The sequence below is a fragment of the Pseudomonas sp. TE3911 genome (genome assembly GCF_054062775.1).
Genome location: NZ_JBSSFP010000001.1, coordinates 6,155,561 through 6,182,125 on the forward strand (window position 1 = coordinate 6,155,561; position 26,565 = coordinate 6,182,125).

Consider the following 26,565-nt stretch of genomic DNA (forward strand, 5'->3'; position numbering starts at 1 on the left):
GGCTGCAGGTTTGCTCAGACGCGGTAGGTGCTTTTGGTCATGACCTTGGCAAGTAGGCTCATGCCGAAACGCACTGGCGCCGGGAAGCGGAAGCCGCCTGCATCCAGTGCGCTTTCAGCGTGGTGTTCTTCATCGATACGCATCTGCTCAAGAATGGCCCGGGATTTTTCGTCTTCGGCCGGCAATTGTTCCAGGTGTTCATCCAAGTGCTTGCACACTTGATGTTCAGTCGCGGCGACAAAACCGAGGCTGACCTTGTCACTGATCAAGCCGGCAGCAGCGCCAATGCCGAACGACAAACCGTAAAACAGTGGATTCAGCACGCTGGGATGGCTACCCAGTTGACGGATGCGTTGCTCGCACCAGGCCAGGTGGTCGATTTCTTCCTCGGCCGCGTGCTCCATGGCGGCGCGTACCTGCGGCAGCTTGGCAGTCAGTGCCTGGCCTTGGTAAAGCGCCTGGGCACAGACTTCGCCGGTATGGTTGATGCGCATCAGGCCGGCGACATGACGAGTGTCGGTCTCGCTCATCTGCGCGTCAGGTTGCAGGATGGCGGGCGACGGACGGTACGGTTGGCCACTGAAGGGCAGGAGTGTGCGCATGGCCGTGTCGGCTTGCAGCAATAGGCGATCAATCGGCGAGTAGTGACGTTGGGTAGTCATGCTGACCTCCGGGAAGAATCTCGGCGGCCAGTTTACCGCAAGAGATGGGCAAGCGTTTGCCCTGAGTCAATTTGCCTTTGTGGCGAGGGAGCTTGCTGCCGTCCGGCTGCGTCGCAGTCGCAAACTCCCCAATAATCCTCAGCCCGGTGGCCAGTTCATCTGGCGCTGACCCAGCACGTGCATATGGATGTGATAGACAGTCTGTCCGCCATCCTCATTGCAGTTCATTACTACGCGAAACCCTTTCTCGCAGCCTTGTTCCACGGCGAGGCGCTGGGCGGTAAACAGAATGTGCCCGGCCAGGGATTTGTCATCTTCCGTGAGGTCATTGAGGGTGCGGATAGGCTTCTTCGGGATCACCAGAAAATGCACTGGTGCCTGCGGGGCAATATCGTGAAAAGCGAGGACTTGATCATCTTCGTAGATGATCTTCGCGGGTATTTCTCTGTTGATGATCTTGGTGAACAGAGTATCCACAGCTGTTTCTCCATTATGAGCGTGCAGGGGTGAGTGTACCCACGCGGTCAGCGTGGGCAATAGGCCTTGTTGATGGCACCGGCTATTTTGCGCGTCAGCCAGCGCGGGCTTAGACGTGGGCTGAAGGCCAGCCAGCGATTACGGCGGCCGGGGATGATGATGGCTTTGTTCTTTTCCAATGCGCGTACGGTGTAGAGCGCGACCTCTTCCGGGCTCATCAGTTGTTCGCTGCGATCAAGCTTGGCGGTGTCCATTTGCGCGGTACCGAAGAACGCGGTGCGTGTCGGGCCAGGGCAAAGGACCGATACCTTGATGCCGCAGGTCTTCAGTTCTTCGCGCAAACCCTCGGAGAAATGCAGCACATAGGCCTTGCTGGCGTAGTAACTGCTCATCCACGGACCGGGTTGAAACGCGGCAATCGACGCAACGTTAAGAATTTGTCCGCCGCCCTGCAGCGCCATGGTATTGCCCAGGGCGTGACACATGCGGGTGAGGGCGAGGATGTTGACTTCAATAAGGTCTTGCTCGGTCATCCAGTCCTGGGCCAGGAATGGTCCGCTTGTGCCGATGCCGGCGCAGTTGACCAGCAAATCAATCTGCCGCTCGCCTTCTTCAAGCTCCAACAGGAATCCGGACAAGCGCAGCGGCTCGCCCAGGTCGCAGGCACGAAACAGCACCTCGACGCCGAAGCGCTGAGTCAATTCGAGTGCAATGCTTTCCAACTGATCACGCTGGCGGGCCACCAGAATCAAGCTGCGGCCGCGACGGGCCAGGGCTTCTGCCAAGGCGAGGCCAATGCCGCTGGAGGCACCGGTGATCAGAGCGTAACGGGTCATGCCTTTCTCCATCGCAACGCCCCCATCAATGATGGAGGCATCACGGATGGGGGCGTTTCTTTACTGTTCTTCTGCAGAGTCTACAGGTTCGGCCGCTTCGTCAGCACTTTGGGCGTCTTCTTCATCAACGATGACGCTTTGATCGGCGTCTTCATCGGAGGTGATGGAGCTGCTTTCGTAGCTGCTGTCGACGTTGGATTCGAGTTGGTCCAGGTAGCCGTTCATGCCCAGCGACACGACGAGGATGAGCATCAGAGGAATGAATGCCAGCCACAGAGAGGCCAGAACCTTTACCGCAGTGGAGTTACGCGGTGGCGGTGCGCCGTATTGGTTGGCACCCGAGTTACCTGGCACTACCAGCAGCAACAGCGGGAAAATGCTGTTTACCAGCGGCACGAGGTTCAGCAGGTACAGCCAGCCAGACCAGCCCAGGTCGTGCAAGCGCTGGACCCCGATTTGCACACTCACGACTACAACCGCAACGAACAGCGCTAAACCGAGCAGCGAGCCAACAATGATGGCTATCGTCGGTGACGCGGTCGCGATGGCGAAGCCTACAGTACTAAGGATGCCTGCTGCGACGAGCATTGCGACGGTCAGTACCAGCGTCCATGCCAAATACCGCAGACGGCCAATACGGCCATTGATCGTGAAGATCTTGAGATCGGCGTATTCAGGGTGGCTGTCACCCACGGCAGCACGCGGAGGCGCGTACGGTGAAGCGGCTGGGCGAGAGAAGTCTGTTGCACCAGAGCTCGTCTCGTGTGTTTCGGCAAGGCTGAAGGCTACGGGCTGTTCGGCCTCGATGCGCGCGTCGACGCCAGCGTTCTTCAGAGCGGTGAGGTAGGTTTCGGCGTCGGGGCGTGACAGGTCGCGTTTTAGTGCAACCGGGCGACCGGTGAAGAGTTTCTCGATGTCCTCGACGGTGCTTTTGAACAGCTCAGCCAGGTTCAGCTTGGCCGTGGTGCTTTCGACACCCGGGAGCAAGGCTCCATCAAAAACAATCTTGAAGCGGTTGTCGCTCATGCGGGCTTCCTTGTCACTTATTCAGGTGGGGGTGCGGGCCTGCTCAATTGGCAGGCCTGTCGGTTGGGTCAGCGTGGCCAGCGCAATTGTGCGGCCTGCTCGCGCGCCTTGCGGTATTCGGCATCGAGGCGGGCAACGAGTTCATCGACGCTGGGCAAATCATTAATCTCACCGACGCCTTGGCCGGCGGACCATACGGTCTTCCATGCTTTGGCTTCGTCGCTCAGCGGTTTGAGCTTGGAACCGAAGTTCACTTCGCCTTTGCCTTGCAGGGCGGCGAGGTCGAACCCGGCATTTTCCAGGCTTTGGCGCATAAAGCTAGCGGGAACGCCGGAGACTGCGGGAGTGTGCACGATGTCGGCGGCGCGCGATGTGAGCAGCATCTCTTTATAGGCATCTGGGGCGTGGCTTTCGGCGGTACCGATGAAGCGCGTGCCGAAATATGCCAGGTCTGCGCCCAGTAACTGGGCGGCGAGGATTTCGTGTCCATGATTGAGGCACCCGGCCAGCAGCAGGGTTTTGTCGAAGAACTGTCGAATCTCGGCAATCAGCGAGAACGGGCTCCAGGTGCCGGCATGGCCACCGGCACCGGCAGCCACAGCAATCAGGCCATCTACACCGGCTTCAGCGGCTTTTTCGGCATGGCGCCGGGTGGTGACATCGTGGAACACCAGCCCGCCGTAGCTGTGCACGGCATCTACCAACTCCTTCACCGCGCCCAAACTGGTGATCACGATCGGCACCTTGTGCTCAACGCAGATCGCCAGATCCGCCTCCAGGCGAGGGTTACTGTTGTGCACGATAAGGTTGACGGCGTACGGCGCTGGATTGTCCAACTGCGCAAGGCCCGCTTCGATTTCCTCCAGCCAGGCTTTGAAGCCACTGCTCTCGCGCTGGTTGAGCGCAGGAAAGCTCCCGACCACGCCATTGCGGCAGCAGGCCAGGACCAGTTGTGGATTGGAAATCAGGAACATCGGCGCAGCCACCACGGGCAGGCGCAGACGTTGTTCAAGCAGAGCGGGCAGCGACATTGGAGGTACCCCGAGTAATTGAAGTTAGAACGGTTTGACTACGACCAAAATTACGATAGCCAGCAATATCAGAACCGGGACTTCATTGAACCAGCGATAAAAGACATGGCTGCGGGTGTTTTCGCCACGGGCGAAACGTTTTACCTGTGCGCCACACATGTGGTGATAGCCGATCAACAGTACAACGAGGGTCAGCTTGGCGTGGATCCAGCCGCCGGACTGAAAGATGCCGGGGTTGAGGGCAATCAGCCAGATGCCGAATGCCAGGGAGGCAATCATCGCCGGGCCCATGATGCCGCGGTACAACTTGCGCTCCATGATGCTGAAGCGCTCCTTGCTGACGGTGTCCTCGCTTTGGGCGTGGTAGACGAACAGGCGCGGCAGGTAGAACAGCCCGGCAAACCAGCAGACGATGCTGATGATGTGGAAGGCTTTGACCCATAGATAAAGCATTTTTAGTTATTCCCAGGTTCACGGTAGCGAAGATAGTAGTGGCTCATGCGCCCATACGTCACGTTGACGGTTGTCGCAGGGCGATACGGCCCCTATTATCGACGGCTTTCCAGTGGTTCGTTGAGGGCAGGTTTATGGTCAAGGTCGGTATCGTCGGCGGCACGGGTTACACCGGTGTCGAATTGCTGCGTCTGTTGGCTCAGCATCCGCAAGCTGAGGTGGTGGTCATCACCTCTCGATCCGAGGCAGGCCTGGCTGTGGCCGATATGTACCCGAACCTGCGAGGCCACTACGACGGCTTGGCGTTCAGTGTTCCGGACATCAAGACCCTTGGCGCCTGCGACGTGGTGTTCTTCGCCACGCCACATGGTGTTGCCCATGCGCTGGCCGGTGAGTTGCTGGCAGCTGGCACCAAGGTCATTGACCTGTCGGCAGACTTCCGGCTGCAGGACGCCGATGAATGGGCCAAGTGGTACGGTCAGCCACACGGCGCGCCGGAGTTGTTGGAAGAGGCGGTGTACGGCCTGCCTGAAGTCAATCGTGAGCAAATCAAGCAGGCGCGCCTGATCGCGGTGCCGGGTTGCTACCCAACCGCTACGCAGTTGGGCTTTCTGCCGTTGCTTGAAGCTGGGTTGGCGGATGCGTCGCGCTTGATTGCAGACTGCAAGTCTGGCGTCAGCGGTGCAGGCCGTGGTGCCGCGGTAGGGTCGCTGTACTCCGAGACTTCGGAAAGCATGAAGGCCTATGCGGTAAAAGGGCATCGCCACCTGCCGGAAATCCGCCAGGGCCTGCGCCGTGCTGCCGGTAAGGATGTGGGCTTGACCTTTGTGCCACACCTGACGCCAATGATCCGTGGTATCCACTCCACGCTATACGCAACCGTGGTCGATCGTTCGGTAGACCTGCAGGCGTTGTTTGAAAAGCGCTACGCGAATGAGCCGTTCGTCGACGTAATGCCGGCGGGCAGCCACCCGGAAACCCGTAGCGTGCGTGGCGCCAACGTGTGCCGGATTGCTGTGCACCGTCCGCAGGACGGCGACCTGGTGGTCGTGCTGTCGGTGATCGATAACCTGGTCAAGGGCGCGTCGGGCCAGGCTGTGCAGAACATGAACATCCTATTCGGCTTGGATGAGAAGTTGGGCTTGTCCCATGCCGGCATGCTGCCTTAAGGCGGTTTGTTGATTGCGCAAAAGGCCCGTTGATCGGGCCTTTTGTGTTTCTAATGGCGGCGATGCAGATTGATATACCGTAACAATAGTTGACCGATTTTCTAGGAGAAGCGGATAATGCCCGCCATTACGCATATGGCGGCTCTACGCCGGGAGATTATCAGCATGAGCGTTGAATCCTTCACCCCCACGGCTTTGCAATTCACTCACGGTGCTGCGCACAAGGTGAAGAGCCTGGTCGATGAAGAGGGTAATGATCGCTTGAAGCTGCGCGTATTCGTTACGGGCGGCGGTTGTTCAGGGTTTCAGTACGGCTTTACCTTCGATGAAGATGTGGCTGACGATGACACTATCGTTGAGCGCGAGGGCGTGAGCCTGGTTGTAGACCCGATGAGTTTCCAGTACTTGGCGGGCGCCGAGGTGGATTATCAGGAAGGTCTGGAGGGTTCGCGTTTCGTGATCAAGAACCCTAATGCCACCACTACATGTGGTTGCGGGTCTTCGTTCTCGATCTGATCGAGAGTGGATACAAAAACGCCGCTTGGCTTTCATGGGCCACGCGGCGTTTTGCTGTCTGCGGATTAGTCAGGCGGGGTAGATTGCGCCCAGTAACCGCAGTCCGCGCGCGCCAGTGACGCTGGGGCGGTTGGCGGCAATGCCTTCCAGGCAGCAATGGGCCAGCCAGGCGAAGGCCATGGCTTCGACCCAGTCGGGGTCTACGCCGTGAGTGGCTGTGCTGCTGACCTGGGTGGATGGCAGCAGGGCGGCCAGTCGCTTCATCATTGCGGTGTTATGGGCGCCGCCGCCACAGATCAACAGCGTTTCTGTCTGCGATTGTGCGGTTTGCAGGGACTCAACGATGGTCAGGGCGGTCAGTTCCAGCAAGCTGGCCTGCACGTTCTGGGGTTCGAAGGCTGGCAGGCGGCTAAGGTGCTGTTGCAACCATCCCAGGTTGAACACTTCTCGGCCGGTGCTTTTTGGGCCTTTTGTCAGGAAAAACGGGTCGCCGAGCAGAGCGTTGAGCAACTGAGGTTCTACTTTGCCGCTGGCTGCCCACTGGCCGTCGCGATCAAAGTGTTCGCCGCGTTGTAGATGAATCCAGGCATCCAACAGGACATTGCCCGGGCCGCAGTCGAAGCCGGCTACAGGTTTGCCGGTCTCAATCAGGCTGAGGTTGCTGAAACCGCCTATATTCAACACCGCACGGTTGCCGGTGCTTTCGCCAAACAATGCTTCATGAAACGCAGGGACGAGCGGTGCACCCTGGCCGCCGGCGGCTACATCGCGGCTGCGAAAGTCGCTGACCACGGTGATGCCCGTCAGCTCAGTGAGCAAGGCCGGGTTTCCGATCTGCACCGTAAAACCTCGGGCGGGTTCGTGGCGGATAGTCTGACCATGGCTGCCGATCGCGCGGATATCTTGAGGCTTGAGGTTTTGCTGGTCGAGCAGTGTGTGAATGCCTTGAGCGGCGAGGGTAACCCAATGCTGCTGGGCGATCGCTGAACGGGCAATCTCATCCGGGCCGCTAGCGCACAGGCTTAGCAGCTCTGCGCGCAGGGTGTCCGGCATCGGAGTGTAGTGGGTGGCGATCAGATTGACCGCTGCACCTTGTTCGATCAGGGCGATATCCAGGCCGTCGAGGCTGGTTCCGGACATCACACCTATATAGAGCGGCATGACTTAACGCTTCGCCGAAGCCAGAAGGGTGGAACGCTCCTGGTCCATACGTGCCATCAGGGGCTGGCTTTGTTGCATGAAGCGCGCGCGCTCTGCTTTGGCGATTGGGTCGGCCATCGGCAGTTTCTGGCCCAGTGGATCAACGTGTACGCCATTGACCTGGAACTCGTAGTGCAAATGCGGTCCGGTGGAGAGGCCGGTAGTGCCGATATAGCCGATCACCTGACCTTGCTTCACATTACCGCCCGTCTTCACGCCCTTTGCGAAGCCTTGCATGTGGCCATACAAGGTTCGGTAGGTGTTGCCGTGCTGAATGATCACCGTGTTGCCGTAACCGCCGCGACGGCCGGCCAGCAGGACCTTGCCGTCTCCCGCTGCCTTGATAGGCGTACCACGAGGAGCTGCGTAGTCGACGCCCTTGTGTGCGCGGATTTTGTTCAGGATTGGATGCTTGCGCCCCATGGAGAAACGCGAGCTGATGCGAGCGAAGTCCACTGGGGTGCGGATGAACGCTTTGCGCATGCTATTGCCATCAGCCGTGTAGTAGCTGCTATTGCCTTGCTTGTTGGTGTAGCGCACAGCGGTGTAGGTCTTACCGCGGTTGGTGAAGCGTGCAGAGAGAATATTGCCAGTGCCGACCACTTTGCCGTTGGCGACCTTCTGCTCGTAGATCACGTCGAATTCGTCACCTTGGCGGATGTCTTGGGCGAAGTCGATGTCGTAGCCAAATACGCTGGCCATGTCCATGGTCATGCTATGCGACAACCCCGCGCGCGCAGCGGATTGCGACAGCGAGCTGTTGATCACGCCGTGAACGTAGGCGGAGCGCATCACTGGTTTGGTGGTGATGCGATTGAACGCGAAACCTTTAGCGCCCTTAGTCAGGGAGATGCTTTCGAGGTCGCTGACGTTGCTGTGCAGGTTGTTCAACTGGCCGTCAGGCGTCAATTCGAACTCAAGCTTCTGGCCGTGTTTCAGTTGGGTGAACTGCTTGGCTTGTTTGTCGCTGGCCAGCACGTCGTTAACGGTGGCGGCAGGAAGACCAACCTTCTCGAAAAGGGTAGAAAGCGTATCGCCTTTTGCGACGATCACTTCGCGGTGCTGAGGATTCTTAGCTGCGTCTGCGACTGGCTTTTGCAGTTCCTTTGCCGCTTGCTGGGTATCTTCGGGCGTGTTTTCTATCTGGGCAAACGGCGATTCAGATGGGGCATTTGTGGCTTGTTGAGCGTCGGCAGCGTCTTGATCTTGTGTCAGTTGTTCAACTGGACTCTCCAAGTCGAGGCTCAGGGATGTTCGTTTGGCTTCTACGTCACTGGAAGGGAATACCAGGAGTGCCAGGCTAAGAAGGGCGGCGATACCACTTGCGGCGAGCAGGTGGGTCTTCGGGTAAAGCGGCGGCGCTTTAGACGGTTCAGTGGTCATAGGTAATTTGACTTTGAAGATGAAATGGAAAAGATGAATGACATGATGAAGATGAAATAACTGTATAAAATATAACCAAATCATCTGTGGCGCAAGCTCGCGAATGCTGGGCTTGCTGAACGGTGTCCGTGCGCAGGGCAAAACTTGTAATTAGTCCCTGATCTTGTATGGTTGGTTCCCTTTTGAATCTGAGCCTTGCGGGTCTGTTATGAAGTCGGTTGAAGAGCAGCTAGCGCTGATAAAACGTGGTGCGGAAGAACTGTTGGTTGAGGCCGAGCTGATCGAAAAGCTCAAGCGTGGCCAACCCCTGCGTATTAAGGCTGGTTTCGATCCGACAGCGCCGGACCTGCACCTGGGTCACACCGTGCTTATTAATAAGCTACGTCAGTTCCAGGAGCTGGGGCATCAGGTCATCTTCCTTATAGGTGACTTCACTGGGATGATCGGCGACCCGAGTGGCAAAAGCGCTACGCGCCCGCCGCTGACCCGCGAGCAGGTTCTCGACAACGCCGAGACCTACAAGACCCAAGTATTCAAGATTCTTGATCCGGCTAAGACCGAGGTGGCGTTCAACTCCACCTGGATGGATCAGATGGGGCCGGCCGACTTTATTCGTCTGACATCTCAGTACACCGTTGCGCGAATGCTTGAGCGCGACGACTTCGATAAGCGCTACTCCACCAATCAGCCGATCGCTATTCATGAGTTCCTGTATCCGCTAGTCCAGGGTTATGACTCGGTGGCGCTGCGTGCCGATGTGGAGCTGGGTGGTACCGACCAGAAGTTCAACCTGCTGATGGGGCGTGAGCTTCAGCGTGCGTATGGGCAAGAGGCTCAGTGCATTCTGACCATGCCATTGCTGGAAGGGTTGGATGGCGTCAAGAAGATGTCCAAGTCTCTGGGTAACTATGTAGGTATCCAAGAGGCGCCAGGCGTGATGTACGGCAAGCTGGTTTCCATTCCTGATGCGCTTATGTGGCGTTACTTTGAGCTGTTGAGCTTCCGCTCGATGGACGAGATCAATGCGTTGCGCGCTGACGTCGAGGCTGGCGCCAATCCGCGTGATGTGAAAATCAAGCTGGCAGAAGAGATTGTTGCTCGGTTCCATGGTGAAGAGGCAGCGGCCAGTGCTCACCGCGCGGCGGGCAACCGCATGAAAGATGGCGAGTTGCCGGATGATCTTCCTGAGGTTGAGCTGACTGCTGCTGAGGCGATGCCGATTGCGGCCGTTCTTAATAAGGCGGGCTTGGTGAAAAACTCCGCCGTGGCTCGTGACCTTCTGGGTTCGGGTGGTGTGCGTATAGATGGTGAGGTGGTAGATCGCACCTTTATATATGAGCTCGGAGCGACCCACGTTTGTCAGGCGGGGAAGAAGGCCTTTGCACGCATTACGCTCAAATCTGAATAAGGCTGAAATTAAGTGTTGACGGCGAATTATATCTGTCTATAATTCGCCCCACTTCCGGTGCAGTCGAAACGGAAAACTCCTTGGTAAACAACGAGTTACGCAGTTTTCGGCGGTAAGTTGCTTCAGTTCATCGAAGCCAAAAGGAAGTTGAAAAAGAGGTGTTGACAGCAGCGTGTAACGCTGTAGAATTCGCCTCCCGCTGATGAGAGATCAGAAGCGCAAGTGGTTGAAGTTGTTGAAGAAATCTTCGAAAGCTTCTGAAAATAATCACTTGACAGCAAATGAGGCTGCTGTAGAATGCGCGCCTCGGTTGAGACGAAAGATCTTAACCAACCGCTCTTTAACAACTGAATCAAGCAATTCGTGTGGGTGCTTGTGGAGTCAGACTGATAGTCAACAAGATTATCAGCATCACAAGTTACTCCGCGAGAAATCAAAGATGTAACCAACGATTGCTGAGCCAAGTTTAGGGTTTCTTAAAAACCCAAAGATGTTTGAACTGAAGAGTTTGATCATGGCTCAGATTGAACGCTGGCGGCAGGCCTAACACATGCAAGTCGAGCGGTAGAGAGAAGCTTGCTTCTCTTGAGAGCGGCGGACGGGTGAGTAATGCCTAGGAATCTGCCTGGTAGTGGGGGATAACGTTCGGAAACGGACGCTAATACCGCATACGTCCTACGGGAGAAAGCAGGGGACCTTCGGGCCTTGCGCTATCAGATGAGCCTAGGTCGGATTAGCTAGTTGGTGAGGTAATGGCTCACCAAGGCGACGATCCGTAACTGGTCTGAGAGGATGATCAGTCACACTGGAACTGAGACACGGTCCAGACTCCTACGGGAGGCAGCAGTGGGGAATATTGGACAATGGGCGAAAGCCTGATCCAGCCATGCCGCGTGTGTGAAGAAGGTCTTCGGATTGTAAAGCACTTTAAGTTGGGAGGAAGGGCAGTTACCTAATACGTGATTGTTTTGACGTTACCGACAGAATAAGCACCGGCTAACTCTGTGCCAGCAGCCGCGGTAATACAGAGGGTGCAAGCGTTAATCGGAATTACTGGGCGTAAAGCGCGCGTAGGTGGTTTGTTAAGTTGGATGTGAAATCCCCGGGCTCAACCTGGGAACTGCATTCAAAACTGACTGACTAGAGTATGGTAGAGGGTGGTGGAATTTCCTGTGTAGCGGTGAAATGCGTAGATATAGGAAGGAACACCAGTGGCGAAGGCGACCACCTGGACTGATACTGACACTGAGGTGCGAAAGCGTGGGGAGCAAACAGGATTAGATACCCTGGTAGTCCACGCCGTAAACGATGTCAACTAGCCGTTGGGAGCCTTGAGCTCTTAGTGGCGCAGCTAACGCATTAAGTTGACCGCCTGGGGAGTACGGCCGCAAGGTTAAAACTCAAATGAATTGACGGGGGCCCGCACAAGCGGTGGAGCATGTGGTTTAATTCGAAGCAACGCGAAGAACCTTACCAGGCCTTGACATCCAATGAACTTTCTAGAGATAGATTGGTGCCTTCGGGAACATTGAGACAGGTGCTGCATGGCTGTCGTCAGCTCGTGTCGTGAGATGTTGGGTTAAGTCCCGTAACGAGCGCAACCCTTGTCCTTAGTTACCAGCACGTAATGGTGGGCACTCTAAGGAGACTGCCGGTGACAAACCGGAGGAAGGTGGGGATGACGTCAAGTCATCATGGCCCTTACGGCCTGGGCTACACACGTGCTACAATGGTCGGTACAGAGGGTTGCCAAGCCGCGAGGTGGAGCTAATCCCATAAAACCGATCGTAGTCCGGATCGCAGTCTGCAACTCGACTGCGTGAAGTCGGAATCGCTAGTAATCGCGAATCAGAATGTCGCGGTGAATACGTTCCCGGGCCTTGTACACACCGCCCGTCACACCATGGGAGTGGGTTGCACCAGAAGTAGCTAGTCTAACCTTCGGGAGGACGGTTACCACGGTGTGATTCATGACTGGGGTGAAGTCGTAACAAGGTAGCCGTAGGGGAACCTGCGGCTGGATCACCTCCTTAATCGACGACATCAGCTGCTCCATAAGTTCCCACACGAATTGCTTGATTCATTGAAGAAGACGATAAAGAAGCAGCCCGAAATTGGGTCTGTAGCTCAGTTGGTTAGAGCGCACCCCTGATAAGGGTGAGGTCGGCAGTTCGAATCTGCCCAGACCCACCAATTTTGTGTGGGAAACGCCTGTAGAAATACGGGGCCATAGCTCAGCTGGGAGAGCGCCTGCCTTGCACGCAGGAGGTCAACGGTTCGATCCCGTTTGGCTCCACCACTACTGCTTCTGTTTGTTGAAAGCTTAGAAATGAGCATTCCATTGTGATGATGGTGAATGTTGATTTCTAGTCTTTGATTAGATCGTTCTTTAAAAATTTGGGTATGTGATAGAAAGATAGACTGAACGTTACTTTCACTGGTAACGGATCAGGCTAAGGTAAAATTTGTGAGTGGCTCGAAAGAGCCAAATCGAATTTTCGGCGAATGTTGTCTTCACAGTATAACCAGATTGCTTGGGGTTATATGGTCAAGTGAAGAAGCGCATACGGTGGATGCCTTGGCAGTCAGAGGCGATGAAAGACGTGGTAGCCTGCGAAAAGCTTCGGGGAGTCGGCAAACAGACTTTGATCCGGAGATGTCTGAATGGGGGAACCCAGCCATCATAAGATGGTTATCTTACGCTGAATACATAGGCGTAAGAGGCGAACCAGGGGAACTGAAACATCTAAGTACCCTGAGGAAAAGAAATCAACCGAGATTCCCTTAGTAGTGGCGAGCGAACGGGGACTAGCCCTTAAGTGGCTTTGAGATTAGCGGAACGCTCTGGAAAGTGCGGCCATAGTGGGTGATAGCCCTGTACGCGAAAATCTCTTAGTCATGAAATCGAGTAGGACGGAGCACGAGAAACTTTGTCTGAATATGGGGGGACCATCCTCCAAGGCTAAATACTACTGACTGACCGATAGTGAACTAGTACCGTGAGGGAAAGGCGAAAAGAACCCCGGAGAGGGGAGTGAAATAGATCCTGAAACCGTATGCGTACAAGCAGTGGGAGCCCACTTTGTTGGGTGACTGCGTACCTTTTGTATAATGGGTCAGCGACTTATTTTCAGTGGCGAGCTTAACCGAATAGGGGAGGCGTAGCGAAAGCGAGTCTTAATAGGGCGTCTAGTCGCTGGGAATAGACCCGAAACCGGGCGATCTATCCATGGGCAGGTTGAAGGTTGGGTAACACTAACTGGAGGACCGAACCGACTACCGTTGAAAAGTTAGCGGATGACCTGTGGATCGGAGTGAAAGGCTAATCAAGCTCGGAGATAGCTGGTTCTCCTCGAAAGCTATTTAGGTAGCGCCTCATGTATCACTGTAGGGGGTAGAGCACTGTTTCGGCTAGGGGGTCATCCCGACTTACCAAACCGATGCAAACTCCGAATACCTACAAGTGCCGAGCATGGGAGACACACGGCGGGTGCTAACGTCCGTCGTGAAAAGGGAAACAACCCAGACCGTCAGCTAAGGTCCCAAAGTTATGGTTAAGTGGGAAACGATGTGGGAAGGCTTAGACAGCTAGGAGGTTGGCTTAGAAGCAGCCACCCTTTAAAGAAAGCGTAATAGCTCACTAGTCGAGTCGGCCTGCGCGGAAGATGTAACGGGGCTCAAACCATACACCGAAGCTACGGGTATCACGTAAGTGATGCGGTAGAGGAGCGTTCTGTAAGCCTGTGAAGGTGAGTTGAGAAGCTTGCTGGAGGTATCAGAAGTGCGAATGCTGACATGAGTAACGACAATGGGTGTGAAAAACACCCACGCCGAAAGACCAAGGTTTCCTGCGCAACGTTAATCGACGCAGGGTTAGTCGGTCCCTAAGGCGAGGCTGAAAAGCGTAGTCGATGGAAAACAGGTTAATATTCCTGTACTTCTGGTTATTGCGATGGAGGGACGGAGAAGGCTAGGCCAGCTTGGCGTTGGTTGTCCAAGTTTAAGGTGGTAGGCTGAGATCTTAGGTAAATCCGGGATCTTAAGGCCGAGAGCTGATGACGAGTTAACTTTTAGTTAACGAAGTGGTTGATGCCATGCTTCCAAGAAAAGCTTCTAAGCTTCAGGTAACCAGGAACCGTACCCCAAACCGACACAGGTGGTTGGGTAGAGAATACCAAGGCGCTTGAGAGAACTCGGGTGAAGGAACTAGGCAAAATGGCACCGTAACTTCGGGAGAAGGTGCGCCGGTGAGGGTGAAGGACTTGCTCCGTAAGCTCATGCCGGTCGAAGATACCAGGCCGCTGCGACTGTTTATTAAAAACACAGCACTCTGCAAACACGAAAGTGGACGTATAGGGTGTGACGCCTGCCCGGTGCCGGAAGGTTAATTGATGGGGTTAGCTAACGCGAAGCTCTTGATCGAAGCCCCGGTAAACGGCGGCCGTAACTATAACGGTCCTAAGGTAGCGAAATTCCTTGTCGGGTAAGTTCCGACCTGCACGAATGGCGTAACGATGGCGGCGCTGTCTCCACCCGAGACTCAGTGAAATTGAAATCGCTGTGAAGATGCAGTGTATCCGCGGCTAGACGGAAAGACCCCGTGAACCTTTACTATAGCTTTGCACTGGACTTTGAATTTGCTTGTGTAGGATAGGTGGGAGGCTTTGAAGCGTGGACGCCAGTCTGCGTGGAGCCAACCTTGAAATACCACCCTGGCAACTTTGAGGTTCTAACTCAGGTCCGTTATCCGGATCGAGGACAGTGTATGGTGGGTAGTTTGACTGGGGCGGTCTCCTCCTAAAGAGTAACGGAGGAGTACGAAGGTGCGCTCAGACCGGTCGGAAATCGGTCGTAGAGTATAAAGGCAAAAGCGCGCTTGACTGCGAGACAGACACGTCGAGCAGGTACGAAAGTAGGTCTTAGTGATCCGGTGGTTCTGTATGGAAGGGCCATCGCTCAACGGATAAAAGGTACTCCGGGGATAACAGGCTGATACCGCCCAAGAGTTCATATCGACGGCGGTGTTTGGCACCTCGATGTCGGCTCATCACATCCTGGGGCTGAAGCCGGTCCCAAGGGTATGGCTGTTCGCCATTTAAAGTGGTACGCGAGCTGGGTTTAGAACGTCGTGAGACAGTTCGGTCCCTATCTGCCGTGGACGTTTGAGATTTGAGAGGGGCTGCTCCTAGTACGAGAGGACCGGAGTGGACGAACCTCTGGTGTTCCGGTTGTCACGCCAGTGGCATTGCCGGGTAGCTATGTTCGGAATAGATAACCGCTGAAAGCATCTAAGCGGGAAACTAGCCTCAAGATGAGATCTCACTGGAACCTTGAGTTCCCTAAAGGGCCGTCGAAGACTACGACGTTGATAGGTTGGGTGTGTAAGCGCTGTGAGGCGTTGAGCTAACCAATACTAATTGCCCGTGAGGCTTGACCATATAACACCCAAGCAATTTGCTTGCTTCGAGCTGAAAAGCGAAAGAGCACCAGATTGCGGTGTGTGAAGACGAAATGAACCGAAAGTTCGACTCTTGCAAACACCGAAAGCTATCACATACCCAATTTGCTGAAGCGAGGCCAGCTGGTCGCGACTCAGTACCCGAATTTCTTGACGACCATAGAGCATTGGAACCACCTGATCCCATCCCGAACTCAGTAGTGAAACGATGCATCGCCGATGGTAGTGTGGGGTTTCCCCATGTGAGAGTAGGTCATCGTCAAGATTAAATTCCGAAACCCCATTTGCGAAAGCAGATGGGGGTTTTGTTTTGGGCGGGCGGAAAGTGCCGGCAGGTTTTCTCATGGACGCCTTCAGGGCTAAACGCCTGCCTTTCTATGCAATGGTCTTTCGCATGGCTATCATGCGTTCCTCATTGTGAGGCGATACTTGCATGCTGACGTTGTTAGAACTTCTGAAAGATGGCCGATTTCATTCCGGGGAAGCACTTGGCGCCGCCCTGGGCGTCAGTCGCAGTGCTGTCTGGAAGCAACTCCAGCACCTTGAGGCCGAATTGAATCTGCCTGTTCATAAGGTTCGTGGAAAGGGGTATCAATTAGCATCCCCATTGGTTTTCTTGAGTGCTGCGGAAATTGAGCAGCATGCCCCTGATTTAGCATGGCCTATCCATATCTACGATTCCATTGACTCAACAAATGCCGAAGCTTTGCGTCTTGCTGGGGTTGAGTGCGCGACGCCCTTTCTGGTGCTTGCGGAGCAGCAAACGGCGGGAAGAGGCAGGCGTGGTCGAAAGTGGGTCAGTCCATTTGCCCAGAATGTCTATTACAGCCTTGTATTGCGTATTGAGGATGGTCTTCGGCAGTTGGAAGGCTTAAGTCTTGTGGTTGGATTGGCGGTCATGCAAGCCCTGCGTGAGTCTGGAGTTCAGACTGCGACTTTAAAATGGCCAAACGACGTTCTCGTAGGGCAAAAGAAAATTGCCGGGATTTTGCTGGAGCTCGTAGGGGATCCTGCTGATATCTGTCACGTTGTCCTTGGAATAGGCATCAACGTCAATATGCAGAAGGCTGACGAGGTTGATCAGCAATGGACATCAGTGCAGTTAGAGACGGGTTTTCCTGTTGATCGAAACGCCCTGATTGCCCGGCTGGGTTTGCAGTTGCAAGGCTACTTGGGTCGACACCGGGTGCTAGGTTTTGCCGAGCTTCAGAATGAGTGGGAGAAAAATCACGCTTGGCAGGGGAGGGCTGTGTCGCTTATAGCCGGTGTCAACCAGGTCGATGGAGTGGTGCTGGGTGTTGATCGTCAAGGTGCTTTGCGTTTGAGTGTTGATGGTGTTGAGAAAATATACAGTGGTGGTGAGCTAAGCCTGAGGTTGCGTGATGATTCTTGAGCTCGACTGTGGGAATAGCTTTATCAAATGGCGTGTGCTTGATTCGAGCGGGGTGAACGCCTCGGCTGAAGGTGTTGCAGGTTCGGATGCTGCCTTGATTGATAGCCTGCTGGCGCTGCCTGAGTTGTTGCTGACGCGTTGCAGGTTGGTGAGCGTCCGTGCGCAGGAAGAGACGGAAAAACTGGTTGAAGCGCTTGTGGAGACATTTGGTGTTGTTGTTACCAGTGCTGCTTCAGCTCGTGAAGTGGCTGGGGTACGTAACGGCTACGAAGATTTTGAGCGCCTTGGTCTGGATCGCTGGTTGGCAATGCTCGGTGGATTTAAATTGGCCTCGGGTGCCTGCTTGGTGCTCGATTTTGGCACTGCGGCGACTGCAGATTTTATAGCTGAGGATGGCGAGCACCTGGGAGGCTTTATTTGTCCGGGCATGTCTCTCATGAGGAATCAGCTGCGTACACATACACGAAAGATAAGGTATGGCGATGCCGCTGCTGAAAGGGCTTTGGAGTGCCTCTCACCAGGTCGTACAACAGTTGAGGCAGTAGAGCGAGGCTGTGCGTTGATGCTTCGAGGATTTGTTCTGACCCAGGTAGAGCTCGCGCGCAGCTACTGGGGCGATGACTTCAGTATATTCCTGACTGGCGGAGATGCTGATTTGGTATTGGGCTCTGTGCCGCAGGCTCGACTCGTTCCTGATTTGGTTTTCGTTGGTCTGGCGATGGCGTGCCCGTTATCTTGAGGTGTTTATGCGTTGGCTGTTTTTGCTTTTACTGATCCTCAACGCCTTTTACTACATATGGCACCAGCAAGAGGCCCCGCTGCGCGCTAAAGACGTTACTCCTCTGAGTCTCTATCGAGGTGCTCAGCAGGATATTCGTCTGCTGAGTGAATCTTCGGATGCAGTGATCCGCAGGGAGCGGGCAAAGGTATCTGATTCGCAAAATACCTGTTTGTACATTGGTGGATTTACAGACCAGCGCCAAGCGCAATCTGTCGAGCAGCGTCTCACTAGCTTGGATATAAAGGTCAAGGTTCAACTGCTGAGTACGCCAGATGCTCAAGGTTACTGGCTCCGGGTGGCCCCGGAAAGCCGGCGCCTGGCTGAAGATCTGCCCTTTGAAAACCTTGTTAAGGAATTCAATGAGTTAAAACATAAAATAATGCTGTGCGAAGGCATTGCAACTGTCGAATAGTTTGCATAGAATGGCGCCCGCTTCGCAGTGAAGACCTTTAGGGGGATTTAATGAGATGCGGCGTCAATGCAGCTAACCTCATAATTTAAATGAGAAAATGCTTGACAGAAGGTCGGCGTAATGTAAAATGCCGGCTCGCTTAGGAGGGGTTCCCGAGCGGCCAAAGGGATCAGACTGTAAATCTGACGTCTACGACTTCGAAGGTTCGAATCCTTCCCCCTCCACCATTTTTAGCGTGAGCTGCAAGCTCCGCGGGTATAGTTTAGTGGTAGAACCTCAGCCTTCCAAGCTGATGATGCGGGTTCGATTCCCGCTACCCGCTCCAAGTTTGCAGGTTGTGCATGTGTTTTGCTCTTGTAGCTCAGTTGGTAGAGCACACCCTTGGTAAGGGTGAGGTCAGCGGTTCAAATCCGCTCAAGAGCTCCATATAACAAGGCAGATATGAAAATATCTGCCTTTGTTTTAACAGCTGCCTCGGCTTGAGTGTTTTGTATCTGGTGGTTTTGCCAGGTTGTATCAAGTCTGTTGGGGTTGGTTGTTGTAAAGTCTTTTTCAGGCCTGCATAATGGTCGGCCTGATTTTGTTTTAGGTCAGTAGCTCAATTGGCAGAGCGACGGTCTCCAAAACCGTAGGTTGGGGGTTCGATTCCCTCCTGACCTGCCAGATTCACGTGGTGTGTCTGGCTTTCTTTTCACAGGATCTTCATAGATGACTCCTAAGGCTGAAGCTCAAAGCTCTCGTTTCGATCTCGTCAAGTGGCTAGTTGTTGTAGCGTTGGTGGTCGTAGGCGTAGTTGGCAATCAGTACTATTCTGCTTCGCCGATCCTGTACCGTGTGCTCGCTTTGCTTGTTATTGCTGTTGTGGCTGCCTTTGTGGGCTTGCAGACTGCTAAAGGCAAGTCTTTTGCGGTACTGGTAAAGGAAGCTCGCACCGAAATCCGTAAAGTCGTTTGGCCGACTCGCCAAGAAACCACGCAGACCACGTTGATTGTTGTGGCTGTTGTTCTGGTTATGGCGTTGCTGTTGTGGGGGCTTGATTCCCTGCTCGGTTGGCTTGTTTCCTTGATTGTTGGCTAAGGGTGTCCCGTGGCTAAGCGTTGGTACGTTGTTCATGCTTACTCGGGTTACGAGAAGCATGTTATGCGCTCTTTGCTAGAGCGCGTGAAGCTGGCAGGCATGGAAGATGGCTTCGGCGAAATTCTGGTTCCCACTGAAGAAGTGGTTGAAATGCGGAATGGTCAGAAGCGTAAAAGTGAGCGTAAGTTCTTCCCTGGCTATGTTTTGGTTCAGATGGACATGAATGAAGGTACTTGGCATTTGGTCAAGGATACGCCTCGTGTCATGGGTTTCATTGGCGGTACCGCTGATAAGCCTGCTCCGATCACTGATAAAGAGGCAGAAGCAATTCTGCGTCGCGTTGCTGATGGTAGTGACAAGCCTAAGCCGAAGACTTTGTTCGAGCCGGGTGAGGTTGTTCGTGTTACAGATGGTCCGTTTGCTGATTTTAACGGCACTGTCGAAGAGGTTAACTACGAGAAGAGCCGGATCCAAGTGGCAGTGCTCATTTTCGGTCGCTCTACTCCTGTAGAGTTGGAGTTCAGCCAGGTCGAGAAGGTCTAGCTGGCTAAGCATCCCAACCCCGCAGCCTTAGGCTGTGGGGTTTTGTCGTCACTGGGATAAACGCGCAAGTAACCGGGGAGCCTTTCGAGGCGTTTGAACCCGTAATTGGAGTGCCTCATGGCCAAGAAAATTACCGCTTACATCAAGCTGCAAGTGAAGGCCGCTCAGGCCAACCCAAGCCCACCTGTTGGTCCAGCTCTGGGTCAGCATGGCGTGAACATCATGGAATTCTGCAAGGCCTTCAACGCCCGTACTCAGGGTCTTGAACCAGGTCTGCCGACTCCAGTGATCATCACTGTATACAGCGACCGTAGCTTCACTTTCGAAACTAAGTCGACCCCGGCTTCGGTTCTGCTGAAGAAGGCTGCTGGTCTGACTAGCGGTTCCGCTCGTCCTAACACCGTTAAAGTCGGCACTGTAACTCGTGCTCAGCTGGAAGAAATCGCGAAAACCAAAAACGCGGATCTGACTGCAGCTGATATGGATGCAGCCGTGCGTACCATCGCCGGTTCTGCTCGTAGCATGGGCCTTAACGTGGAGGGTGTGTAATGGCTAAGCTGACCAAGCGCCAAAAGGCTATCGCCGGCAAAATCGAAGCAGGCAAGGCCTACAGCTTTGTAGACGCTGCAGCCCTGTTGACCGAGCTGTCGACTGTCAAATTCAGCGAGTCCGTTGACGTTGCTGTAAACCTGGGTGTGGACCCGCGTAAGTCCGACCAAGTCGTTCGTAGCGCTACTGTGCTGCCACACGGTACTGGCAAGACTGTACGTGTAGCCGTCTTCACCCAAGGCCCGGCAGCTGAAGCTGCTCTGGCCGCTGGCGCTGATCGCGTTGGCATGGACGACCTGGCTGCCGAAATGAAAGGCGGCGACCTGAACTACGACGTAGTTATTGCCTCCCCGGATGCAATGCGTGTTGTAGGTCAGTTGGGTCAGATCCTTGGTCCACGTGGCCTGATGCCTAACCCTAAAGTCGGCACTGTAACGCCAGACGTAGCTACCGCGGTTAAAAACGCCAAGGCTGGTCAGGTTCGTTATCGCACCGACAAAAACGGCATCATTCACACCTCCGTTGGCAAGGTCGGTTTCGACGCCGTCAAGCTGAAGGAAAACGTTGAAGCCCTGATCGCTGATCTTAAGCGTATCAAGCCAGCTTCTTCTAAAGGTATCTACGTCAAGCGCGTTACCCTGAGCACCACTATGGGCCCAGGTCTGGTCATCGACCAAGGCTCGCTGGACGTATAAGACACAGATTGACGCAAGCGATTGCGTCAATTGAAAAAATTGGGGTCCCTGCCTGGCGGGGGCTATCCAAGACCGTAGGCGACGCAAGTCTTAAACCAAAAGCCTACGCAGATGGTGCTCCCGGTTCCTTACCGAATCAGACACCAAAACGACATCCGGCCTAGGCCAGATGAAACGGTAACAAGCAGGAGTTAAACCCGTGGCAATTAATCTCGAAGACAAGAAGGCCATCGTCGCTGAAGTCAACGAGGCTGCCAAAGCTGCCCTGTCCGCTGTCGTGGCTGATGCCCGTGGTGTGACAGTAGGCGCTATGACCGGACTCCGTAAAGAGGCTCGTGAAGCTGGCGTATACGTACGTGTTGTACGTAACACCCTGCTCAAGCGCGCTGTTGCTGACACTGAATACAGTGTTCTCAATGACGTGTTCACCGGCCCGACTCTGATCGCTTTCTCCAAAGATCATCCAGGCGCTGCTGCCCGTTTGTTCAAGGAATTCGCCAAGAGTCAGGATAAGTTCGAGATCAAGGCAGCTGCGTTCGAGGGCAAGTTCCTCGCAGCTAACCAAATCGACGTACTGGCAACATTGCCGACCCGCGACGAAGCCATTTCGCAGCTGATGAGCGTGATTCAAGGCGCTACCAGCAAGCTGGCTCGTACTCTGGCTGCAGTTCGCGAGCAAAAAGAAGCTGCCGCAGCCTAAGGCTGAGCGACTTCTCTCGCGTATTTTTGTTTATTTCGATGGCCGCGTAGGCCGTCCCCCAATTCAGGAAATACAGCAATGTCTATCTCCCAAGACGATATCCTCAACGCCGTAGCTGAAATGTCGGTTCTGCAGGTTGTTGAGCTGATCAAAGCTTTCGAAGAAAAATTCGGCGTTTCCGCTGCCGCTGCTTCCGCTGGCCCAGCAGTTGCTGCTGTTGCTGCTGAAGAGCAAACCGAATTCAACGTCATGCTGCTGGAAGCTGGCGAGAAGAAAGTAAACGTGATCAAGGCAGTACGTGAACTGACCGGTCTGGGCCTGAAAGAAGCCAAGGCTGTAGTTGACGGCGCTCCTGCCCAGGTTCTGGAAGCAGTGTCGAAAGACGCAGCTGACAAAGCCAAAGCTACTCTGGAAGAAGCAGGCGCTAAAGTCGAGCTGAAGTAAGCATCGACTTTGCGTCTCCAGCCCAAGCGTTAAGCTGAAGGCTGATGGCTGGTGGCTCTTGCCACCGGCCTTTTTCCGTTATTGGCTGTCGACTCGGTCGCCGCCATTAACGCGCTGTAGCCATCCGAAGCGGTGGTGCAAACCATGGGGTTTGCAAGATTTTCTGGCTGCTCCCGTCGGAGGGGCCAAACAAGCAGGTGACCAAGCTGGGGAACGCTGATGGCTTACTCATATACTGAGAAAAAACGTATCCGCAAGGACTTTAGCAAGTTGCCGGACGTCATGGATGTCCCGTACCTTCTGGCTATCCAGCTGGATTCGTATCGTGAATTCTTGCAGGCGGGAGCGACCAAAGATCAGTTCCGCGACGTGGGCCTGCATGCGGCCTTCAAATCCGTTTTCCCGATCATCAGCTACTCCGGCAATGCTGCGCTGGAGTACGTCGGTTATCGCCTGGGCGAACCGGCATTTGATGTCAAAGAATGCGTGTTGCGCGGTGTTACGTACGCCGTACCTTTGCGGGTAAAAGTCCGTCTGATCATTTTCGACAAAGAGTCGTCGAATAAAGCGATCAAGGACATCAAAGAGCAAGAAGTCTACATGGGTGAAATCCCACTGATGACTGAAAACGGTACCTTCGTTATCAACGGTACCGAGCGTGTTATCGTTTCTCAGCTGCATCGTTCACCGGGTGTGTTCTTCGACCACGACCGCGGCAAGACGCACAGCTCCGGCAAACTCCTGTACTCCGCGCGGATCATTCCGTACCGCGGTTCGTGGTTGGACTTCGAGTTCGATCCTAAAGACTGCGTGTTCGTGCGTATCGACCGTCGCCGCAAGCTGCCAGCTTCTGTGCTGCTGCGCGCGCTCGGCTATACTACCGAGCAGGTGCTGGACGCTTTCTACACCACCAACGTATTCAGCCTGAAGGATGAAACCCTCAGCCTGGAGCTCATCGCATCGCGTCTGCGTGGTGAAATTGCTGTCCTGGATATCCAGGATGAGAATGGCAAGGTAATCGTTGAGGCTGGCCGTCGTATTACTGCGCGCCACATCAACCAGATCGAAAAGGCCGGTATCAAGTCGCTGGAAGTGCCTCTGGACTACGTCCTGGGCCGCACTACCGCCAAGGTCATCGTTCACCCGGCTACAGGCGAAATCCTGGCTGAGTGCAATACCGAGCTGAACACTGAGATCCTGGCCAAAATCGCCAAGGCTCAGGTTGTTCGCATCGAGACCCTGTACACCAACGATATCGACTGCGGTCCGTTCGTCTCTGACACGTTGAAGATTGACTCCACCAGCAACCAACTGGAAGCGCTGGTCGAGATCTATCGCATGATGCGTCCTGGCGAGCCACCAACCAAAGACGCTGCTGAGACCCTGTTCAACAACCTGTTCTTCAGCCCTGAGCGTTACGACCTGTCTGCGGTCGGTCGGATGAAGTTCAACCGTCGTATCGGTCGTACCGAGATCGAAGGTTCGGGCGTGTTGTGCAAAGAAGACATCGTTGCGGTACTGAAGACTCTAGTCGACATCCGTAACGGTAAAGGCATCGTCGATGACATCGACCACCTGGGTAACCGTCGTGTTCGCTGCGTAGGCGAAATGGCCGAGAACCAGTTCCGCGTTGGTCTGGTGCGTGTTGAGCGTGCGGTCAAAGAGCGTCTGTCGATGGCTGAAAGCGAAGGCCTGATGCCGCAAGACCTGATCAACGCCAAGCCAGTGGCTGCGGCGGTGAAAGAGTTCTTCGGTTCCAGCCAGCTCTCGCAGTTCATGGACCAGAACAACCCTCTCTCCGAGATCACCCACAAGCGCCGTGTTTCCGCACTGGGCCCGGGCGGTCTGACCCGTGAACGTGCTGGCTTTGAAGTTCGTGACGTACACCCGACGCACTACGGTCGCGTTTGCCCGATCGAAACACCGGAAGGTCCGAACATTGGTCTGATCAACTCCTTGGCGGCCTACGCGCGCACTAACCAATACGGTTTCCTCGAGAGCCCGTACCGTGTGGTGAAAGACGCTCTGGTCACTGACGAGATCGTGTTCCTGTCCGCCATCGAAGAAGCTGATCACGTGATCGCTCAGGCTTCGGCCACGATGAACGACAAGAAAGTCCTGATTGACGAGCTGGTAGCTGTTCGTCACCTGAATGAGTTCACCGTCAAGGCGCCGGAAGACGTCACTTTGATGGACGTTTCGCCGAAGCAGGTAGTTTCGGTTGCAGCGTCGCTGATCCCGTTCCTGGAGCACGATGACGCCAACCGTGCGTTGATGGGTTCCAACATGCAGCGTCAAGCTGTACCGACCCTGCGCGCTGACAAGCCGCTGGTAGGTACCGGCATGGAGCGTAACGTAGCGCGTGACTCCGGCGTTTGCGTCGTGGCTCGTCGTGGCGGCGTGATCGACTCTGTTGATGCCAGCCGTATCGTGGTTCGTGTTGCTGATGATGAAGTTGAAACTGGCGAAGCCGGTGTCGACATCTACAACCTGACCAAATACACCCGCTCGAACCAGAACACCTGCATCAATCAGCGTCCGCTGGTGAGCAAGGGTGATCGCGTCCAGCGTAGCGACATCATGGCCGACGGCCCGTCCACCGACATGGGTGAACTGGCACTGGGTCAGAACATGCGCATCGCGTTCATGGCGTGGAACGGCTTCAACTTCGAAGACTCCATCTGCCTGTCCGAGCGTGTTGTTCAAGAAGACCGCTTCACCACGATCCACATTCAGGAACTGACCTGTGTGGCACGTGACACCAAGCTTGGGCCGGAGGAGATCACTGCGGACATCCCGAACGTGGGTGAAGCTGCACTGAACAAGCTGGACGAAGCCGGTATCGTTTACGTAGGTGCTGAAGTTGGCGCAGGCGACATCCTGGTTGGTAAGGTCACTCCGAAAGGCGAGACCCAACTGACTCCGGAAGAGAAGCTGTTGCGTGCCATCTTCGGTGAAAAAGCCAGCGACGTTAAAGACACCTCCCTGCGTGTACCTACTGGTACCAAGGGTACTGTCATCGACGTACAGGTCTTCACCCGTGATGGCGTTGAGCGTGATGCTCGTGCGCTGTCCATCGAGAAGACTCAGCTCGACGAGATCCGCAAGGACCTGAACGAAGAGTTCCGTATCGTTGAAGGCGCGACCTTCGAACGTCTGCGTTCCGCTTTGGTAGGCCACAAGGCTGAAGGCGGCGCAGGTCTTAAGAAAGGTCAGGACATCACCGACGAAATCCTCGACGGTCTTGAGCACGGCCAGTGGTTCAAACTGCGCATGGCTGAAGATGCTCTGAACGAGCAGCTCGAGAAGGCCCAGGCGTACATCGTTGATCGCCGCCGTCTGCTGGACGACAAGTTCGAAGATAAGAAGCGCAAACTGCAGCAGGGCGATGACCTGGCTCCAGGCGTGCTGAAAATCGTCAAGGTTTACCTGGCAATCCGTCGTCGCATCCAGCCGGGCGACAAGATGGCCGGTCGTCACGGTAACAAAGGTGTGGTCTCCGTGATCATGCCCGTTGAAGACATGCCGCACGATGCCAATGGCACTCCGGTCGACGTGGTCCTCAACCCGCTGGGCGTACCTTCGCGTATGAACGTTGGTCAGATCCTTGAAACCCACCTGGGCCTCGCGGCCAAAGGTCTGGGCGAGAAGATCAACCGTATGATCGAAGAGCAGCGCAAGGTCGCAGACCTGCGTAAGTTCCTGCACGAGATCTACAACGAGATCGGCGGTCGCAACGAAGAGTTGGACACCTTCTCCGACCAGGAAATCCTGGATCTGGCGAAGAACCTGCGCGGTGGCGTTCCGATGGCTACCCCGGTGTTCGACGGTGCCAAGGAAAGCGAAATCAAGGCCATGCTGAAACTGGCAGACCTGCCAGAAAGCGGCCAGATGCAGCTGTTCGACGGCCGTACCGGCAACAAGTTTGAGCGCCCGGTTACTGTTGGCTACATGTACATGCTGAAGCTGAACCACTTGGTAGACGATAAGATGCACGCTCGTTCTACCGGTTCGTACAGCCTGGTTACCCAGCAGCCGCTGGGTGGTAAGGCTCAGTTCGGTGGTCAGCGTTTCGGGGAGATGGAGGTCTGGGCACTGGAAGCATACGGTGCTGCTTACACTCTGCAAGAAATGCTCACAGTGAAGTCGGACGATGTGAATGGTCGTACCAAGATGTACAAAAACATCGTGGACGGCGATCACCGTATGGAGCCGGGCATGCCCGAGTCTTTCAACGTGTTGATCAAAGAAATTCGTTCCCTCGGCATCGATATCGATCTGGAAACCGAATAACACGTGACGCGAATCGAGAGCGGGGCTGTTTAGCCCGCTCTCTGCTCCGCCAGGAGGAA

21 protein-coding genes, 6 tRNA genes and 3 rRNA genes are annotated in these 26,565 nt (G+C 54.9%); 22 read left to right on the top strand and 8 right to left on the bottom strand.

The annotated features are described in order from the left end of the window. Positions 1 to 14: 14 nt before the first annotated feature. The 6 genes from coq7 to hemJ all read right to left on the bottom strand — a co-directional run bounded on the left by coq7 (position 15) and on the right by hemJ (position 4,485). Positions 15 to 662 carry a 2-polyprenyl-3-methyl-6-methoxy-1,4-benzoquinone monooxygenase gene (gene coq7, locus ACVWXD_RS28010; RefSeq protein ID WP_122681328.1) on the bottom strand — a complete coding sequence of 216 codons (648 nt, stop codon included), beginning with the start codon at positions 660 to 662 and terminating at the stop codon, positions 15 to 17. A 138-nt stretch (positions 663 to 800) separates the two neighbouring features. Further along, positions 801 to 1,139 (bottom strand): histidine triad nucleotide-binding protein, encoded by a 339-nt coding sequence (locus ACVWXD_RS28015; protein ID WP_032883829.1) that lies wholly within the window; start codon positions 1,137 to 1,139, stop codon positions 801 to 803. A 47-nt stretch (positions 1,140 to 1,186) separates the two neighbouring features. Next, positions 1,187 to 1,975 (bottom strand): SDR family NAD(P)-dependent oxidoreductase, encoded by a 789-nt coding sequence (locus ACVWXD_RS28020; protein WP_181642903.1) that lies wholly within the window; start codon positions 1,973 to 1,975, stop codon positions 1,187 to 1,189. A gap of 60 nt (positions 1,976 to 2,035) precedes the next feature. Then, positions 2,036 to 3,001: a DUF805 domain-containing protein gene (locus tag ACVWXD_RS28025; protein WP_032883827.1), complete on the bottom strand. Its 966-nt coding sequence runs from the start codon at positions 2,999 to 3,001 to the stop codon at positions 2,036 to 2,038. Positions 3,002 to 3,069: 68 nt separating this feature from the next. Next, the gene (locus ACVWXD_RS28030; RefSeq protein WP_099600893.1) at positions 3,070 to 4,032 is read right to left on the bottom strand and encodes an NAD(P)H-dependent flavin oxidoreductase; all 963 of its coding nucleotides are present in this window, start codon (positions 4,030 to 4,032) and stop codon (positions 3,070 to 3,072) included. 24 nt (positions 4,033 to 4,056) lie between these two features. Continuing rightward, positions 4,057 to 4,485, bottom strand: coding sequence for a protoporphyrinogen oxidase HemJ (gene hemJ / locus ACVWXD_RS28035; RefSeq protein WP_032883825.1), 429 nt, complete (start codon positions 4,483 to 4,485; stop codon positions 4,057 to 4,059). A gap of 134 nt (positions 4,486 to 4,619) precedes the next feature. On the opposite strand from hemJ, the gene argC reads away from it, so the two are divergent. Continuing rightward, positions 4,620 to 5,654: an N-acetyl-gamma-glutamyl-phosphate reductase gene (gene argC / locus ACVWXD_RS28040; RefSeq protein ID WP_010206935.1), complete on the top strand. Its 1,035-nt coding sequence runs from the start codon at positions 4,620 to 4,622 to the stop codon at positions 5,652 to 5,654. Between the two features lie 165 nt (positions 5,655 to 5,819). Beyond that, positions 5,820 to 6,170 (top strand): iron-sulfur cluster insertion protein ErpA, encoded by a 351-nt coding sequence (erpA, locus tag ACVWXD_RS28045; protein ID WP_003176443.1) that lies wholly within the window; start codon positions 5,820 to 5,822, stop codon positions 6,168 to 6,170. Between the two features lie 69 nt (positions 6,171 to 6,239). On the opposite strand, the gene ACVWXD_RS28050 is transcribed toward erpA, so the two are convergent. Together ACVWXD_RS28050 and ACVWXD_RS28055 are read right to left on the bottom strand one after the other, a co-directional pair. Then, positions 6,240 to 7,331: an anhydro-N-acetylmuramic acid kinase gene (locus tag ACVWXD_RS28050; RefSeq protein ID WP_122754300.1), complete on the bottom strand. Its 1,092-nt coding sequence runs from the start codon at positions 7,329 to 7,331 to the stop codon at positions 6,240 to 6,242. Between the two features lie 3 nt (positions 7,332 to 7,334). After that, positions 7,335 to 8,753, bottom strand: coding sequence for a peptidoglycan DD-metalloendopeptidase family protein (locus tag ACVWXD_RS28055; protein ID WP_181642902.1), 1,419 nt, complete (start codon positions 8,751 to 8,753; stop codon positions 7,335 to 7,337). Between the two features lie 208 nt (positions 8,754 to 8,961). Between ACVWXD_RS28055 and tyrS the strand changes: the two genes are divergently transcribed. The 20 genes from tyrS to rpoB all read left to right on the top strand — a co-directional run bounded on the left by tyrS (position 8,962) and on the right by rpoB (position 26,506). After that, on the top strand, positions 8,962 to 10,161 hold the full coding sequence (gene tyrS / locus ACVWXD_RS28060; protein WP_017739632.1) for a tyrosine--tRNA ligase: 1,200 nt from the start codon (positions 8,962 to 8,964) through the stop codon (positions 10,159 to 10,161). A 496-nt stretch (positions 10,162 to 10,657) separates the two neighbouring features. After that, positions 10,658 to 12,194 (top strand): 16S ribosomal RNA (locus tag ACVWXD_RS28065). 83 nt (positions 12,195 to 12,277) lie between these two features. Beyond that, positions 12,278 to 12,354: transfer RNA gene (locus ACVWXD_RS28070), tRNA-Ile, on the top strand. Between the two features lie 30 nt (positions 12,355 to 12,384). Then, positions 12,385 to 12,460: transfer RNA gene (locus ACVWXD_RS28075), tRNA-Ala, on the top strand. Positions 12,461 to 12,707: 247 nt separating this feature from the next. Beyond that, positions 12,708 to 15,599, top strand: a 23S ribosomal RNA gene (locus tag ACVWXD_RS28080). 169 nt (positions 15,600 to 15,768) lie between these two features. After that, a 5S ribosomal RNA gene (rrf, locus tag ACVWXD_RS28085) occupies positions 15,769 to 15,884 on the top strand. Together the 16S, 23S and 5S rRNA genes with 2 tRNA genes alongside form the textbook arrangement of a ribosomal RNA operon. 168 nt (positions 15,885 to 16,052) lie before the next feature. Continuing rightward, positions 16,053 to 17,012 carry a bifunctional biotin--[acetyl-CoA-carboxylase] ligase/biotin operon repressor BirA gene (gene birA / locus ACVWXD_RS28090; RefSeq protein ID WP_095186172.1) on the top strand — a complete coding sequence of 320 codons (960 nt, stop codon included), beginning with the start codon at positions 16,053 to 16,055 and terminating at the stop codon, positions 17,010 to 17,012. Further along, a complete protein-coding gene (locus ACVWXD_RS28095; protein WP_095186173.1) occupies positions 17,002 to 17,751 on the top strand; it encodes a pantothenate kinase in 750 nt (249 codons plus the stop codon). The genes birA and ACVWXD_RS28095 overlap by 11 nt, the downstream gene beginning before the upstream one ends. A gap of 7 nt (positions 17,752 to 17,758) precedes the next feature. Then, positions 17,759 to 18,205 (top strand): hypothetical protein, encoded by a 447-nt coding sequence (locus tag ACVWXD_RS28100; protein WP_095186174.1) that lies wholly within the window; start codon positions 17,759 to 17,761, stop codon positions 18,203 to 18,205. Between the two features lie 142 nt (positions 18,206 to 18,347). Further along, positions 18,348 to 18,432: transfer RNA gene (locus ACVWXD_RS28105), tRNA-Tyr, on the top strand. Positions 18,433 to 18,456: 24 nt separating this feature from the next. Then, positions 18,457 to 18,530: transfer RNA gene (locus tag ACVWXD_RS28110), tRNA-Gly, on the top strand. A gap of 25 nt (positions 18,531 to 18,555) precedes the next feature. After that, a tRNA-Thr gene (locus ACVWXD_RS28115) sits at positions 18,556 to 18,631 on the top strand. A gap of 161 nt (positions 18,632 to 18,792) precedes the next feature. After that, positions 18,793 to 18,868 (top strand) — tRNA-Trp (locus ACVWXD_RS28120). Positions 18,869 to 18,913: 45 nt separating this feature from the next. Next, a complete protein-coding gene (gene secE / locus ACVWXD_RS28125) occupies positions 18,914 to 19,282 on the top strand; it encodes a preprotein translocase subunit SecE (RefSeq protein WP_181643757.1) in 369 nt (122 codons plus the stop codon). 9 nt (positions 19,283 to 19,291) lie between these two features. After that, the gene (gene nusG / locus ACVWXD_RS28130) at positions 19,292 to 19,825 is read left to right on the top strand and encodes a transcription termination/antitermination protein NusG (protein WP_003176436.1); all 534 of its coding nucleotides are present in this window, start codon (positions 19,292 to 19,294) and stop codon (positions 19,823 to 19,825) included. 117 nt (positions 19,826 to 19,942) lie between these two features. Further along, the gene (gene rplK / locus ACVWXD_RS28135) at positions 19,943 to 20,374 is read left to right on the top strand and encodes a 50S ribosomal protein L11 (protein ID WP_003176435.1); all 432 of its coding nucleotides are present in this window, start codon (positions 19,943 to 19,945) and stop codon (positions 20,372 to 20,374) included. Next, on the top strand, positions 20,374 to 21,069 hold the full coding sequence (gene rplA, locus ACVWXD_RS28140) for a 50S ribosomal protein L1 (RefSeq protein WP_032884532.1): 696 nt from the start codon (positions 20,374 to 20,376) through the stop codon (positions 21,067 to 21,069). Before rplK ends, rplA begins: the two co-directional genes overlap by 1 nt. Before the next feature lie 199 nt (positions 21,070 to 21,268). Then, the gene (rplJ, locus tag ACVWXD_RS28145) at positions 21,269 to 21,769 is read left to right on the top strand and encodes a 50S ribosomal protein L10 (protein WP_003232405.1); all 501 of its coding nucleotides are present in this window, start codon (positions 21,269 to 21,271) and stop codon (positions 21,767 to 21,769) included. A 78-nt stretch (positions 21,770 to 21,847) separates the two neighbouring features. Beyond that, complete coding sequence (rplL, locus tag ACVWXD_RS28150; RefSeq protein WP_003176432.1) at positions 21,848 to 22,213, top strand: 50S ribosomal protein L7/L12; 366 nt, start codon at positions 21,848 to 21,850, stop codon at positions 22,211 to 22,213. Positions 22,214 to 22,432: 219 nt separating this feature from the next. Further along, positions 22,433 to 26,506 (top strand): DNA-directed RNA polymerase subunit beta, encoded by a 4,074-nt coding sequence (gene rpoB / locus ACVWXD_RS28155; protein ID WP_032884533.1) that lies wholly within the window; start codon positions 22,433 to 22,435, stop codon positions 26,504 to 26,506. Positions 26,507 to 26,565: the final 59 nt, after the last annotated feature.

What these genes read in the sequence shown, in the direction of transcription:
- tyrS (WP_017739632.1), top strand. Translation starts at nt 8,962, where the DNA reads ATGAAGTCGGTTGAAGAGCAGCTAGCGCTGATAAAACGTGGTGCGGAA.
- ACVWXD_RS28050 (WP_122754300.1), bottom strand. Translation starts at nt 7,331, where the DNA reads ATGCCGCTCTATATAGGTGTGATGTCCGGAACCAGCCTCGACGGCCTG.
- birA (WP_095186172.1), top strand. Translation starts at nt 16,053, where the DNA reads ATGCTGACGTTGTTAGAACTTCTGAAAGATGGCCGATTTCATTCCGGG.
- secE (WP_181643757.1), top strand. Translation starts at nt 18,914, where the DNA reads ATGACTCCTAAGGCTGAAGCTCAAAGCTCTCGTTTCGATCTCGTCAAG.
- ACVWXD_RS28025 (WP_032883827.1), bottom strand. Translation starts at nt 3,001, where the DNA reads ATGAGCGACAACCGCTTCAAGATTGTTTTTGATGGAGCCTTGCTCCCG.
- rplK (WP_003176435.1), top strand. Translation starts at nt 19,943, where the DNA reads ATGGCCAAGAAAATTACCGCTTACATCAAGCTGCAAGTGAAGGCCGCT.
- ACVWXD_RS28095 (WP_095186173.1), top strand. Translation starts at nt 17,002, where the DNA reads ATGATTCTTGAGCTCGACTGTGGGAATAGCTTTATCAAATGGCGTGTG.
- argC (WP_010206935.1), top strand. Translation starts at nt 4,620, where the DNA reads ATGGTCAAGGTCGGTATCGTCGGCGGCACGGGTTACACCGGTGTCGAA.
- rplL (WP_003176432.1), top strand. Translation starts at nt 21,848, where the DNA reads ATGTCTATCTCCCAAGACGATATCCTCAACGCCGTAGCTGAAATGTCG.
- ACVWXD_RS28055 (WP_181642902.1), bottom strand. Translation starts at nt 8,753, where the DNA reads ATGACCACTGAACCGTCTAAAGCGCCGCCGCTTTACCCGAAGACCCAC.
- coq7 (WP_122681328.1), bottom strand. Translation starts at nt 662, where the DNA reads ATGACTACCCAACGTCACTACTCGCCGATTGATCGCCTATTGCTGCAA.
- rplA (WP_032884532.1), top strand. Translation starts at nt 20,374, where the DNA reads ATGGCTAAGCTGACCAAGCGCCAAAAGGCTATCGCCGGCAAAATCGAA.
- ACVWXD_RS28100 (WP_095186174.1), top strand. Translation starts at nt 17,759, where the DNA reads ATGCGTTGGCTGTTTTTGCTTTTACTGATCCTCAACGCCTTTTACTAC.
- ACVWXD_RS28030 (WP_099600893.1), bottom strand. Translation starts at nt 4,032, where the DNA reads ATGTCGCTGCCCGCTCTGCTTGAACAACGTCTGCGCCTGCCCGTGGTG.
- rpoB (WP_032884533.1), top strand. Translation starts at nt 22,433, where the DNA reads ATGGCTTACTCATATACTGAGAAAAAACGTATCCGCAAGGACTTTAGC.
- ACVWXD_RS28020 (WP_181642903.1), bottom strand. Translation starts at nt 1,975, where the DNA reads ATGACCCGTTACGCTCTGATCACCGGTGCCTCCAGCGGCATTGGCCTC.
- erpA (WP_003176443.1), top strand. Translation starts at nt 5,820, where the DNA reads ATGAGCGTTGAATCCTTCACCCCCACGGCTTTGCAATTCACTCACGGT.
- hemJ (WP_032883825.1), bottom strand. Translation starts at nt 4,485, where the DNA reads ATGCTTTATCTATGGGTCAAAGCCTTCCACATCATCAGCATCGTCTGC.